Source organism: Pseudomonas sp. H3_C08, from assembly GCF_054669455.1.
In genome coordinates this window covers 3,610,839-3,624,358 of the sequence record NZ_CP162803.1, presented here as the reverse complement: position 1 = coordinate 3,624,358, position 13,520 = coordinate 3,610,839, and the positions used below count along the sequence as shown (strand labels likewise).

Annotated in this window: 7 protein-coding genes; 6 read left to right on the top strand and 1 reads right to left on the bottom strand. The window is 59.3% G+C overall.

Annotation, left to right across the window (positions count from 1 at the left end; genetic code table 11):
• Window positions 1-144 precede the first annotated feature (144 nt).
• The 6 genes from AB4N74_RS16575 (at window position 145) to argR (ending at window position 5,538) form a co-directional block, all read left to right on the top strand.
• Entirely contained in the window at window positions 145-918 is a 774-nt protein-coding gene (locus AB4N74_RS16575; RefSeq protein ID WP_038366516.1) for an ABC transporter substrate-binding protein, read from the top strand.
• Between the two features lie 91 nt (window positions 919-1,009).
• Window positions 1,010-1,699, top strand: coding sequence for an ABC transporter permease (locus tag AB4N74_RS16570; RefSeq protein WP_016773583.1), 690 nt, complete (start codon window positions 1,010-1,012; stop codon window positions 1,697-1,699).
• Window positions 1,696-2,394 (top strand): ABC transporter permease, encoded by a 699-nt coding sequence (locus tag AB4N74_RS16565; RefSeq protein WP_007912703.1) that lies wholly within the window; start codon window positions 1,696-1,698, stop codon window positions 2,392-2,394. The genes AB4N74_RS16570 and AB4N74_RS16565 overlap by 4 nt, the downstream gene beginning before the upstream one ends.
• Before the next feature lies 1 nt (window position 2,395).
• Window positions 2,396-3,508: a M14 family metallopeptidase gene (locus AB4N74_RS16560; protein ID WP_220556861.1), complete on the top strand. Its 1,113-nt coding sequence runs from the start codon at window positions 2,396-2,398 to the stop codon at window positions 3,506-3,508.
• A gap of 27 nt (window positions 3,509-3,535) precedes the next feature.
• On the top strand, window positions 3,536-4,300 hold the full coding sequence (locus AB4N74_RS16555; protein ID WP_007912705.1) for an ABC transporter ATP-binding protein: 765 nt from the start codon (window positions 3,536-3,538) through the stop codon (window positions 4,298-4,300).
• Window positions 4,301-4,545: 245 nt separating this feature from the next.
• Complete coding sequence (gene argR / locus AB4N74_RS16550; RefSeq protein ID WP_176471324.1) at window positions 4,546-5,538, top strand: transcriptional regulator ArgR; 993 nt, start codon at window positions 4,546-4,548, stop codon at window positions 5,536-5,538.
• A gap of 7 nt (window positions 5,539-5,545) precedes the next feature.
• On the opposite strand, the gene AB4N74_RS16545 is transcribed toward argR, so the two are convergent.
• On the bottom strand, window positions 5,546-13,333 hold the full coding sequence (locus AB4N74_RS16545; RefSeq protein WP_460096659.1) for a dermonecrotic toxin domain-containing protein: 7,788 nt from the start codon (window positions 13,331-13,333) through the stop codon (window positions 5,546-5,548).
• Between the last annotated feature and the right edge of the window lie 187 nt (window positions 13,334-13,520).

Sequence of the window (13,520 nt, the reverse complement as noted above, 5' to 3'; positions counted from 1 at the left end):
CTCATCGTGGCTGACGTTGAAATCTCCGACGGTTTCAATGGGAAATTTCCCACCGATGCAGCAACCGATTTCCCGATTCACCCATTCGCATATTGGGCTGTCGCTCACTCTGCCGTTTTTGCCCTTTACCGATGGAGTCCCAAGATGAAGAAACTTGTGCTGCTTGGCGCCCTGGCACTGTCCGTGCTGTCGATGAACGCCTTCGCTGACGAAAAACCTCTGAAGATCGGTATCGAAGCGGCTTACCCTCCGTTCGCTTCGAAAGCACCGGACGGCAGCATCGTCGGTTTCGACTACGACATCGGCAACGCTCTGTGCGAGCAGATGCAGGTCAAGTGTGTGTGGGTCGAGCAAGAGTTCGACGGTCTGATCCCGGCACTGAAAGTGCGCAAGATCGACGCGATCCTGTCGTCCATGTCGATCACTGAAGATCGCAAAAAGTCGGTCGACTTCACCAACAAGTACTACAACACCCCGGCACGTCTGGTGATGAAGGCCGGTACTCAGGTCAGCGAAGGTCTGGCTGAGCTGAAGGGCAAGAACATCGGCGTACAGCGTGGTTCGATCCACGAGCGTTTCGCCCGCGAAGTCCTGGCCCCGCTGGGTGCCGAGATCAAGCCGTACGGTTCGCAGAACGAAATCTACCTCGACGTGGCCGCCGGTCGCCTCGACGGCACCGTGGCTGACGCCACCCTGCTGCAAGACGGCTTCCTCAACACCGACGCCGGCAAAGGCTTTGCGTTCGCAGGCCCGGCGTTCACCGACGTCAAATACTTCGGCGACGGCGTAGGCATCGCAGTCCGTAAGGGCGACGCCCTGAAAGACAAGATCAACGCGGCCATCGCGGCCATTCGCGAGAACGGCAAATACAAGGCAATCCAGGACAAGTACTTCGCCTTCGATATCTACGGCAAGTAACACGTCTCTGCGACAAGTCCGAAATGGCGCAAGCAACAGGATCTCTGCGGTTTGCGCCATTTTTTCATCCCAACTTTCGAGGACCTGAATCATGTTGAAAGGCTACGGGGCTGTCATCCTCGATGGCGCATGGCTGACGCTTCAGCTCGCCTTGTCGTCCATGGCTCTGGCCATCGTTCTCGGGCTGATCGGTGTCGCGTTACGCCTGTCGCCGGTGCGCTGGCTGGCGTGGCTGGGCGATCTGTATTCCACGGTCATCCGCGGGATTCCTGATCTGGTGCTGATCCTGCTGATCTTTTACGGCGGTCAGGACTTGCTCAACCGCGTCGCACCGATGCTCGGCTATGACGATTACATCGATCTGAATCCGCTGGCCGCCGGTATCGGCACCCTCGGTTTCATCTTCGGTGCGTACCTGTCGGAAACCTTCCGCGGCGCGTTCATGGCCATTCCGAAAGGTCAGGCCGAAGCGGGCATGGCCTACGGCATGAGCAGTTTTCAGGTGTTCTTCCGGGTGATGGTGCCGCAGATGATTCGCCTGGCGATTCCGGGCTTCACCAACAACTGGCTGGTACTCACCAAGGCGACCGCGCTGATTTCCGTGGTCGGTCTGCAAGACATGATGTTCAAGGCCAAGCAGGCGGCAGATGCCACCCGCGAGCCTTTCACCTTCTTCCTCGCAGTGGCGGCGATGTACCTGGTGATCACCAGCGTCTCGTTGCTGGCATTGCGTCACCTTGAGAAGCGCTACTCGGTAGGCGTAAGGGCGGCTGATCTATGATCTTCGACTACAACGTCATTTGGGAGGCCATGCCGCTGTACCTCGGCGGCCTGCTGACCACCCTCAAATTGCTCGCGCTGTCGCTGTTTTTCGGTCTGCTCGCGGCTTTGCCGCTGGGACTGATGCGCGTCTCGAAGAACCCAGTCGTCAACGGCGCCGCGTGGCTTTACACCTACGTGATCCGTGGCACGCCGATGCTGGTGCAACTGTTCCTGATCTACTACGGTCTGGCGCAGTTCGAAGCAGTACGCGAAAGCTTCTTGTGGCCGTGGCTGTCCAGCGCAACGTTCTGCGCGTGCCTGGCCTTCGCGGTCAACACCAGCGCCTACACCGCCGAGATTATTGCCGGCAGCCTCAAGGCCACGCCGAACGGTGAGATCGAAGCGGCCAAGGCCATGGGCATGTCGCGCTTCAAACTGTACAAACGCATTCTGCTGCCATCGGCCCTGCGCCGGGCACTGCCGCAGTACAGCAACGAAGTGATCATGATGCTGCAGACCACCAGTCTGGCCTCCATCGTCACCCTGATCGACATCACTGGCGCGGCGCGCACGGTCAACGCGCAGTTCTATCTGCCGTTCGAGGCGTACATCACCGCTGGCGTGTTCTACCTGTGCCTGACGTTCATTCTGGTCAAACTGTTCAAACTGGCCGAGCGTCGCTGGTTGAGCTACCTGGCCCCGCGGAAGCACTGATATGGAACGCATCGACCACGTATTGCCGTGGAGCCACTTGGGCAGCGAGCGCAAGATTTCCGTGTTCCGTTTCGGACGCGGCGAGCGCAAGGCCTACATTCAGGCCAGCCTGCACGCTGATGAATTGCCAGGCATGCGCACCGCTTGGGAGCTGAAAAAGCGCCTCGGCGAACTCGAAGCCAAAGGCCTGCTCAACGGTGTCATCGAACTGGTGCCGGTCGCCAACCCGCTGGGTCTTGGGCAATTGCTGCAAGGCAATCACCAAGGCCGTTTCGAAGCGGGCAGTGGCAAGAACTTCAACCGTGATTTCGTTGAGCTGAGCGCGCCGGTTGCGGCCGCTTTGGCCGACAATCTCGGTGACGATCCACACGCCAATGTGCGCCTGATCCGTCAGGCCATGGCCGATCACCTGGCGGCATTGCCAGAGGCGAGCAGCCAGTTGCAAGGCATGCAGCGCGTGTTGCTCAGCCACGCTTGCACCGCTGATGTGGTGCTCGATTTGCACTGCGATGCTGAAGCCGCGCTGCACATGTATGCGCTGCCGCAGCACTGGCCGCAGTGGCGCTCTCTGGCCGCGCACCTGAATGTGAAGGTCGGATTGCTGGCGGAAGATTCCGGCGGCAGTTCATTTGACGAGGCTTGCTCGTTGCCGTGGTTGCGCCTGTCGCGGCAGTTCCCTGATGCGCAGATTCCACTGGCGTGTCTGGCGACCACGATTGAGCTGGGCGGTCAGGCCGACACCGGTCGCGCCGAAGCCTGCGCCTATGCTGAAGGCATTCTCGCGTTCCTCGCCGAGCAAGGCTTGATCACCGGCGAGTGGCCGAACCCGGCGCACGAGGCCTGTGAAGGCATGCCGTTCGAAGGCACCGAGTTGCTGTTCGCGCCGCATCCGGGCGTCGTAAGTTTTCTGCGCAAGCCCGGCGAGTGGGTCGAGGCCGGCGACGAGATTTTTGAAGTGATTGATCCTCTGTCCGATCGGGTCAGCACGGTGTGTGCTGGTACCTCCGGGGTGCTGTTTGCCATTGAACGGCTGCGTTATGCCCAACCCGGTTTCTGGCTGGCCAAGGTGGCGGGGCGCGAAGCGCTGCGTCACGGGCGCTTGCTCAACGACTGACTGACTGTTTTTGTGAGAACCGACCGCATGTACAAACTTGAAGTCCAAGACCTGCATAAACGCTATGGCAGTCACGAAGTGCTCAAGGGCGTGTCCCTGAAAGCGGCAGCCGGCGATGTGATCAGCATCATCGGCTCCAGTGGCTCCGGCAAAAGTACTTTCCTGCGCTGCATCAACCTGCTTGAGCAGCCGCACGCGGGCAAGATTCTGCTCAACAACGAAGAGCTGAAACTGGTGGCGAACAAGGACGGCGCGCTGAAAGCCGCTGATCCGAAACAGCTGCAACGCATGCGCTCGCGCCTGTCGATGGTGTTCCAGCATTTCAACCTGTGGTCGCACATGACTGCTATTGAGAACATCATGGAAGCGCCGGTTCACGTACTGGGCGTACCCAAGTACGAAGCCCGCGAAAAAGCCGAGTACTACCTGAACAAGGTCGGCGTGGCCCATCGTAAAGACGCGTTCCCGGGGCACATGTCCGGTGGCGAGCAGCAGCGTGTGGCGATCGCCCGTGCGCTGGCGATGGAGCCTGAGGTGATGCTGTTCGACGAACCGACTTCAGCCCTCGACCCGGAGCTGGTGGGCGACGTGCTGAAAGTCATGCAAGCACTGGCTCAGGAAGGTCGCACCATGGTCGTGGTTACGCACGAAATGGGCTTTGCCCGTGAAGTGTCGAACCAGTTGGTGTTCCTGCACAAAGGTGTTGTTGAAGAAAGCGGCAACCCTCGTGAAGTGCTGGTGAATCCGCAGTCTGAACGTTTGCAGCAATTCCTCTCGGGCAGCCTCAAGTAATCGCTGCCGTTATGCACCAAATTAGGTCATGCTTCGCGACCTAGAGACTGACCAAAATCCCCTGTGGGAGCGAGCTTGCTCGTGAAAGCGGTAGTTCAGATAGCAACGATGTTGACTGATACACCGCCTTCGCGAGCAAGCTCGCTCCCACAATGGATCTCTGTCAGCCTCATGATTTGTGTTCATTTACGGGCTAGCATTGGCCCATGCCTTCATCACTGTTCTTCGTTTCGGATCGCCCGCCCATGACTGCCCATCGAATTGGTTTCCTGATTTGGCCCAGCACTAAAGCGTTGACGCTGGCGCTGGCGGAGGAAGCCTTGCGTGTTGCTCAGCGTGTGCATCCGGAGGTGGTTTACGAGCTGTCGTTCCTGCAGGCGGAAGCCGTGACCGCAGCGGCGGCCGAAGGCGCCTGGCAATTGCCCGGTGAAGCCTGGACCGGCAAACTCGAAAACTTCCAGAAACTGTTCCTGCTCGCTGACGAACCGCCGACCACATTGGCGCCGGCACTCAGCAGTGCGCTCAAGCAATTGGTACGTGCGGGTACGGTCATCGGCGGTCTGTCGGCCGGTGTCTATCCGTTGGCGCAACTGGGGTTGCTCGACGGTTATCGTGCTGCCGTGCACTGGCGCTGGCAGGACGATTTCGCCGAGCGTTTCCCTAAAGTCATTGCCACCAGTCACCTGTTCGACTGGGATCGTGATCGCCTGACCGCGTGTGGCGGCATGTCCGTGCTCGATCTGTTGCTGGCGGTATTGGCTCGCGATCACGGTGCAGAGTTGGCCGGGGCGGTTTCGGAAGAACTGGTCGTTGAACGCATTCGCGAGGGCGGCGAGCGTCAGCGTATCCCGTTGCAGAACCGTCTCGGCTCCAGCCATCCGAAGCTCACCCAAGCGGTGTTGCTGATGGAAGCCAACATCGAAGAACCGCTGACCACCGACGAAATCGCCCAGCATGTGTGCGTGTCCCGTCGCCAGTTGGAGCGGATCTTCAAGCAATACCTCAACCGTGTGCCGAGCCAGTACTACCTGGAGCTGCGCCTGAACAAAGCCCGGCAGATGTTGATGCAGACCAGCAAGTCGATCATCCAGATCGGCCTGTCCTGTGGCTTCTCCTCGGGGCCGCATTTCTCCAGCGCCTATCGCAATTTCTTCGGTGCCACGCCGCGGGAAGATCGCAACCAGCGGCGCAGCAGCAGCCCGTTCGAGTTGTCGTCAGTGCCGCCAGAGCGTGGCTGACGGCGGGTCAGCTATGCCTTGTCGATGGTAATGGTCGCTCCTCGCCATCGGAAAAATCCGAATCCACGAAGTCGTCAAGTTCGCTCCGGACCCCCGTCATCCATCTTTCGTTCATTTGCTCGTTAAACGCCGTGGTGTATCTGTCCAGGCGTTGCTGACTTTCCGGGTGAAGGGGGTTGTCGTCGAAGTTGTATTCGGTCACCGCGTCGCCGGGCTGTAAAGGAAACTCGCCTGGCAACTCGGTAATCGCGTTCCCGGACAAGTCCGCGCTCGTCAATTGAGGCAGCTCGAACAGACCGTCAGGCACCTTGCTCAAGGCGCAATTGCCGAGACGCAGATTGTCCAACTGCGGGAGATGCCTCAGGTCTGGAACAATGTTGAGCGGATTGTTGCTCAGGTCCACGGAACTCAGGTTTTTCCAGCCTGCGAAGGCCTCTGCAGCCGGTTCAGTCAGGGTGATTCCACAGTCGGGCAGATGCAGGCTGCGCAGCCTGTCCATAGCGAAGATCGGGGCGGGAATCTCGCCCAGCGGAAATTTGCGGATGTAGACATCTTTGAGCTTCGGGAAAAGCTCCAGCAGACGATCAACCCGACGCGGGGCGGACGCTTTGGTGGTCAGATTCAACTTTTCAATGTGTTCAAAGCGCGCAGTCAGCGGCGGCAGCTCACCGGTAAACGACAACTCGCAGTAAACCGCTGGATCTGTCAGGAACGTGGGCGTTCGGCGCAGTTCCTTTTCCAGGTTGAGCCTGAAGGTTTGGCGATTAAGTTTTTCCGTGGCTGCAGCGTCGTTCCCAAGTGGCATCTGCGTTACAGGATCGCTGGGAGGCTCATTTGCCCAGGTGTCCAGGCGGTCGAGCAGGCCGGCCAGGTCGGTTCTGCGGCGCATCAGCTCAAGACGTCCATCGGCCAGCGTACCCGGAAGGCTGTAGATAAGATCGTTGGCGTCGAAGCCGGACAGCGATGGGTAAAGACTTTGAGCCAGTTCGATGTCGTCCTGTCGAGCGGTGATACCAAAGTTGTCGGCCTTGGCCTGGAAAGCGGCTTTGACTCGTTCTCTGGAAGCCTCTGACAACGGGTTGCTGCCCAGTTCCATGCCGCGGCCAGAATAACGCGTCAGTTCCGCCGGCAGTTCGATGATGTTGTTGTGGCTCAGCAACGCCTCTTCCAGATGCGGCAGCTGTTCCAGCCCGACAGGCACACTATCGATCCCGGTGTTGATCAGACCGATGAACGTCAGGTTTTGCAGTGTCGATACATCGGGCGTGGCCTGCAATGTGTTGCTGAACAAGTCCAGCGATTTCAATCGGGTCAGCGTGGACAGGATCGCTTGTCCGCCAGGATCCAGAGTGATCTGGCACTTGCCCAACATCAGTGTTTCGAGCGACGGCAGGCTTTGCAGCGCTTGAGGTATGCGGCCGAGGGAGAAGTCCAGCAGTTCCAGCCCCTGCAATCCGCTGAAGCTTCTGAGAAACCCCCCGGAAACCTTCAGCCCTGGATTGCCCTGAAGTTTGAGATGCCTGATGTGAGTGAAATCGGTGCTCAGCTCCGGTAACTCACCGGTAAACGCCGGCTTGGCATCGAAGGTGTTGAGCCGTAGTGCTGAATTGTCGTTACGCCGGCCGCGCCAGAGTTGCTCAAGCTCGTCGCTGAACTCTTGTCTGGCGGCGAGTTCTGTGGCTCTTTCCTGCGCAGTCCATGGCAGTTCAGTCAACGGATTGTTGACCGGCAAACGCTCACGCCACGCGTTGAGATCTCCCATCATTCGGGCGATTTCTGCCTCCCAACCGAGCAGTTGAGTCGTGCCGGCCAGCAATGTCCCGGGAAGGCGATAAATCATGTTGATGGCCGCGTTGTCACCCAGTCGCGGGAACAGTCTTTGCGCCATGGCAATGTCAGCCGATGCCGGTTTGACCCGGAAGTTGCGCCCATGTGTGGCGTAGTAGCGCTTGATGCGCTCGCGAGCATTCAAGGACAGCGGATTATCGTTCAGATATACGCCGTCGGCCTGATCGGAACTCAAGCTGAAAATCGCGTCCGGCAGCTCGGTGATGTTGTTGTTATTGAGATGGAGAATTTCAAGTGCCGGATGTTCGGCGATACCCTTGGGCACGTTGCTGATATCGGTATGGGCAAGTGAAACGCTCGTCAGGTCTGGCAAGGCGTTCAAATCAGGTGCGATTGTCAGCGGGTTGTGGCTCAGATCGAGCAACTGCAGTTTGGACATGGCACCGAGCAGTTGCTGCCCTTCAGGCGTGAGTGTCAGCGCGCAGTCAGTCAGTTTGAGCGCTTTGAGATCCTTGAGGCGCCCGACGAATGAGGGGATGTCATCGAGCGCGAAGGCTTTCAGTTCCAGCGCCTGAAGATTCGGGAACAAGGCAGCAAACGACTCGATGCCTGTGGTCGTTGCATTGCCTGCAAGCTTGAGGCTTGTCACATGATCGAAACTCACAGTGAGGCGGGGTAGTTCGCCGAAGAACTCCAAGTCTGTCGTAAAAGATGCGGTGCGTGTACCGGTGGCAATTGACCTTTCGCGCCAGAAACCCTCCATGAACTCCTTGAAGGCGGAACGCGCGGCTTGCTGCACCAGACGCTCACCTTCGCTAAGCACCTGGCCTGTAACCGGGTGCGCTGATGGCGTTTCCAGGGCCCAGAGCGCCAGATCCTCGCGCATTTGTTGCAGCTCCGCTCTCCAGCGCACGAGTTGTTTTCGGCCGCCGGCCAGGTCGCCAGGCAAGTCGTAGATCATCTCGCTGGCCTCTTGGGCGTCCAGAACGGGAAACAACTGCCGGGCGAGGGCAACGTCTTGCTCGTCAGCCAGTACGTCAAAGTCGTTTCGATGGCTGCGGAAGTAGTTCTTGATCTGGTCGCGGGAGGCTGCCGATAGCGGGTTGTCGGCAAGGTCAATGCCGTAACTGCGATCGGCGGGAAGGTCGAACAGCGCGTCCGGCAGTTGCGTGATGCGGTTCCCCGCAAGCACCACGGTTCGAAACCCCGGATGGCTGGTCAATCCTTCCGGCACGACGGTCAGCCCGCAGTTGGACAGGTCGAGATTGTACAGTTGGGGCAACAGGTTCAGGTCGGGGAACGTCCCCAACGGATTGTTGCTCAAGTTCAGCGAGTCGAGGCTGTCGAGTGACAGCAGCACAGCCTGATTTTCCGGGGTCATGACCACGCCACAATTTTTCAGCTTCAGGTCGGTCAGTCGAGGCAGTTTTACTTCGCCAAGCGCAAGCGGCTCCAGTTCGAAGCCGTTCATTTTCAGCTTGGCCAGGTTGGGGAAGCACTCGACGAAGCGCAGGGCGTTGGTGATATTGGCGTTGCCGGTGAGGTCCAGCCGGGTAACGTGCTCGAAACCGGCGCTGAGCGTCGGCATATCCCCCGTGAACGTGGCTGTTGCCCTGAGTGCTTCGAGGCGGTAGTAGCCGGGCGGGCTGCGCCAGAGCTGCTCGATCTGTTGCGCAAAGGATCGCCTGGCATCCAGTTCGCGGGTTTGTGCTTCAAGGGGCAGACGTTCGCCCGTCTCAGGGTCAATGACGGCGGCCTGGTTGGTCCATTGATTGAGTTCGAGGTTCAGGGCGCCGAGTTCATCTTCCCAGCGCGACAACTGTGCACCGAATTCGGCCAACGGTCCGGGCAGTCGGTACAACACCTGTGTAGCTTTGTCAGCGTCAAGGGCTGGGAACAAGGCGATCGTGCGCTGCAGATCTTCCTGCGGAGGCCGGACACCGAAGTACTTTCCGGTGTGCTCGAAGAACACTTTCACCCGTTCGCGAGAGGCCGCACTCAATGGGTTGTCAGCAAAGGTGTAACCGCTGCTGAGGGAGCTGGAGAGGTTGAAAAACCTTTCCGGTATCCGGGTGATGCGGTTGCGATCGAATTGCGCCGAGATCAGGCGTGGATGATCCAGCAAGTCGTCGGGCACCGTGTAAATACCGGTATTCGACAGGTTGACGTAACGCAATGCAGGCATTGAGTGCAGGTCCGGCGGCAAGCCCAGCGCGTTGCCTTGCAGATCGAGCAGGGTGAGTTGCGGCATTGAGGCGAGCACCGACTCGGTGACCGTTGTCAGGCTGACTCGGCAATCGCGTAATCTCAATTCGCGCAGCGAGCGCATCGAGGTCAGCGCTTGTGGCAGGCTTGGCAGGTTGAGGTTGCTCGCATCAAGCTTCTGCAACTGACTGAAAGACTGCAAAAAGCGGTCGACCGAGGTGGTCATGGGGCTGCCATCAATGACGAGTGAAGTGATATGAGTGAAGTCACTCGACAGGACGGGCAAGTCGCCGATGATGGCGGGCGTCAGGTGCACGACGTATTCGGCGGCGAAGCCTTGTTGATCGTAGTGCGTGACGTTCTCCCGTCGCCAGCTTTTGAGTAATTCGTCCCTGAGCAACCTGCGGTTCTGGATTTCGGCGCGCCTCTCCAGCGGCGTTAGCGCCGTACCGGTTTCGGGGTGAATGGCGGGCGGATTGTTGGCCCAGACATGCAGTTCGTTCTGCAATTGCAGGTAGTCATTTTGCAAGCGAAGTATCTCTGCGCGCGGGCCAGCGGGACTGCGCAGCATGCTTTCGGCGAGATAACCCACCTCACGGTTCGACATTCGCGGATAGAGCACCCGGATGTCTTCTTCGAGTGTGCGCGGTTGGGTACTGGGGCGCGGCGGACGTGGTGGAGCTGGGGGATAACCATCGGTCCCCAGCAGCCGCAGCGTGTCGACAGCCGACGGTTGGGTCGGCGTATCGCCGATCACCTGACGCAACTCGTTGCGCTCAAGCGTACGTTCGCGAATGGTCGCCTTCAGCGCCTGGCCCTGGCCAATCCGGATGTCGAGGTTCTGGCGCTCGCTGTCGGGTAATGCGTACAACAGGCTGGAATAAAAATCGCTGAACGAATGCAGCTGCTGCCCACGATCGTCGTAAGGTTGATATTGGCCATCGTCGCGGCGAACAAGAACCTTGTGTGCGGCTGCATCTTCACGGCCGATGGTGTCCAGTAGCGGGCCCTCGTAGCGCCTGTCCCGGATCTCGATGCGTACGTCGCCGCTCCAGCCCGGCAACAATTTGAGGCTGTGCAGCGCCAGAGAGTCGGAGTCGGAATTGCTCACCGAGTCCAGCTCCAGGCCTTCATAGGCACGGGTAACGCGCACCTCCTGACTGGCCATCTGCATGAGTGCCTGCTGGCGCGCGGGCAATTGTCCTTCGCTGATCTGCAACAGTTCGCTGCCGGTCGCGCTATCGAGCAGTTCGCGGGTGATGCTGGCCGGCAGTTCGGGAGGGTGGGCCTTGAGTCGTGCCGCCAGCGGATCATCGAGGGGCTGAAGGGCCTGATAACGCGCCTCGAACAGCGCGCTTCTGTTGCGTTTGGCGAGATCGGCCACTTGCTTGCGCAGGTTCTGGCTGCGTACCTCGACGGACTGCGTCGGTCCCGCAAAGGGTTCGTTCAACAAGGCTTTGATCTGCGTCTCGTCGAGGCTATAGAGCAGGGTTTTAAGCACGTCGTCACCGAGCAGTCTGTCCTGGCGCAGTTCGGTCACGGGCAGGCTTGCGTCCGCAGACGATTGCCACAGCTGCTGCCCTTGTCGATCGAGCAGACGCAGGCACTTATCGCTTGGCCAACGCCCGTATTCACTGAGCACCTGCAGCTGTGTGACCGGATCAGCGCGCAAAAACTCTTCGGCGACATTGCTGTCGAGCTGATCGATGAAGCGTTGCAACTGCTGATCAATCTTGAAGCGCTGGATACTGTCGGCAAGCAAAGGCGGGACTTTTTCCTGATTGACGTGCATTTTGCGCAAAGCGTCTTCGCTGGTTCCGCTGATCCGCAAGACGGTTTCGCGCTCGTTCGGCGACAGGCTCTCGACGGAAGAACCGATACGGCGCAGAACCGTCTCGCCATCCCATTCCAGCGGTTGCTCGAGTTCAGTGTGCCAGGCGCCTTCGCCATTGTGGCGCACCACCGGCTGGTAAGCGTCGGGGCGGCTCGGGTGTTCGATGCGGTACTGCCCCGGCACCTGGCTTTCTTTTACTGCAAAGTGGGCATCCTCCAAGGGCAGCAGGCGCTTGCCCTGATGCGTGTGCAAACCCAGCGCATCGGGTTGCGAATCTGCCGTTGGAACCTGCGGGTGCTTGTAGCGTTCGAGATCCGGCTCCCAATAGCGGGTCTTGCCACTGGCCAGTTTTACCGGTTTGAAGCGGTCGATGAACGCCACGACTTCCTTGGGCAAAATCTTGCGGAACTCGGCCGCGCCAATCTTGCCGCCCACGGCGAACAGGCCCAACTGGATCATCGATTCCACGGTGCCCATCAAGTGTTCCAAGGCTTCGGTCGTTCGCCCCTGCGCCCACTCGATGACGCCTTCGAACGCTTCATCGAGCATTTGATAGGCCATGTACGCCATCATGGCTTCACCCAGCACCGGCACGAACGGCGCAACGATCAGCGCGGCGGTCTGCACGATGGTGGAAATGATGTTGCTCACCGAGTCCCAGAAGGCCCAGCGCGCTTTCTGGTCGACCACGGCGGTGGGTACGGCGATCACCCGGGCGTCATTGAAGATCTTGTTCAGTTTCGCGTGATGGATGTGTTGCCAGAGATTGTCATGGAACGCGGTCAGCGTGGTTTGCAGATCCGGGCGCTCGACAGCGGTGTCGCGCCATGCGGGCAGCGAGCTGCCGGACTCGGGCGGGTGCCACATGATCTGGCTCAAGCGGCTATTGAGGGTACTGAAGAAAACACCTCGATGTTCGTGGTTCACGAATCGGCTGAAAAACTGCTGGTAGTCTTTCGAGCGCAACTGGCGGGTCAGTTCGGCGACCAGTTCGTAGGTCGAGGCGTATTCCTTGAAAGGGTGCTCGGGATCATCGGGGACATAAGCCACCACCCGTGCCGGGTCTCGCGAGGCGTACAGGTCGGGGGCAAACACGACGATACCGGTCAGCGGTGCGCACAGCATCCCCATGTCATGGCACAACACCGCTGCCCCGCTGATGTACAGGCCCTTCATGCCGTCGAGCACGGCATCGATCAAGCGAAAATAGCTTTCCGATACATCGCGGTTCATCCGCGCCCACTGAAGGGCGGCTTTCATCGCGGCTTTCTGGCTGTCATCGATTTTGTTGCGCAGCACGGTGGCCACCATCGGATCGGTATAGCCGAGGTTGTCTTCGAGATGGGCCTTGTATCGCGCGCCGATGTCCAGCCTTCGGCACAACCGGGTGAAAGCGGCGATGCTCATTTTCGCCTTGATCGCCGGCAGGGGACTGAACTGGCCGCTGACGGTGGGACGAGTGACGAAGGTCGAGTCAGCTTCGAAGGCGTCGTTATGGGTTTCCGATTCCTCGAAGTTGTGCAGCGCGGCCTCCAGTAAAGACACGGTCCAGGCGCGCGTACCAGTGCGGATCGGAAACCACGGAGTGGTTGCGGGGATGTACAGGCGCACGAAGGTGTTGCGCACATCCAGGTCCAGACCGAAACGGTTTTTCAGTTCTTGCTGGAGCAAGGGCTCGGCAAAGGTGCTGGCGTCCTGCAAGTGTTCCAGGCTTTGATCGACCTTGCTCTGCGCGGCCCATTGCGTGGCGTTGAGGCTATTCATCTGCTGATGTTGCTCGGCAGGTGCCGACTGGAGAGTGAGGGACAGGCGCGGCAGGCTGTTCGTGAGTGCCAGGCGGCGAGTCGGTGTCGCGGCGCCGAGCCAATCGGGCAAGGCATTTTTCAGTGGCAGGTAATGATCGTCTGGATGCAGCGCGTTGTTCGTGGCGGTCGAGGCTGTCGGAGGGTGTGGCTGAGTCAGGTGCATGGGCCATTCCTTGGCGTTGAAAAGAACGCGCAGCAAATCAGGAACCGGCCACCCTTGTGCGGTACATATTTATATCTTTGTCGCAGGGTTGAGTTGGTATTCTCTGCAGCCTGCCGCAAATCGACGGTGCCAGTTAAACTGCGCCTTTGCGACGCTATATGTCGCATTGCCGTAAACCCGGGAAAAT

Excerpts from the sequence above, each read along its gene's own strand:
- AB4N74_RS16575 (WP_038366516.1), top strand. The coding sequence starts at position 145 with ATGAAGAAACTTGTGCTGCTTGGCGCCCTGGCACTGTCCGTGCTGTCG.
- AB4N74_RS16570 (WP_016773583.1), top strand. The coding sequence starts at position 1,010 with ATGTTGAAAGGCTACGGGGCTGTCATCCTCGATGGCGCATGGCTGACG.
- AB4N74_RS16565 (WP_007912703.1), top strand. The coding sequence starts at position 1,696 with ATGATCTTCGACTACAACGTCATTTGGGAGGCCATGCCGCTGTACCTC.
- AB4N74_RS16560 (WP_220556861.1), top strand. The coding sequence starts at position 2,396 with ATGGAACGCATCGACCACGTATTGCCGTGGAGCCACTTGGGCAGCGAG.
- AB4N74_RS16555 (WP_007912705.1), top strand. The coding sequence starts at position 3,536 with ATGTACAAACTTGAAGTCCAAGACCTGCATAAACGCTATGGCAGTCAC.
- argR (WP_176471324.1), top strand. The coding sequence starts at position 4,546 with ATGACTGCCCATCGAATTGGTTTCCTGATTTGGCCCAGCACTAAAGCG.
- AB4N74_RS16545 (WP_460096659.1), bottom strand. The coding sequence starts at position 13,333 with ATGCACCTGACTCAGCCACACCCTCCGACAGCCTCGACCGCCACGAAC.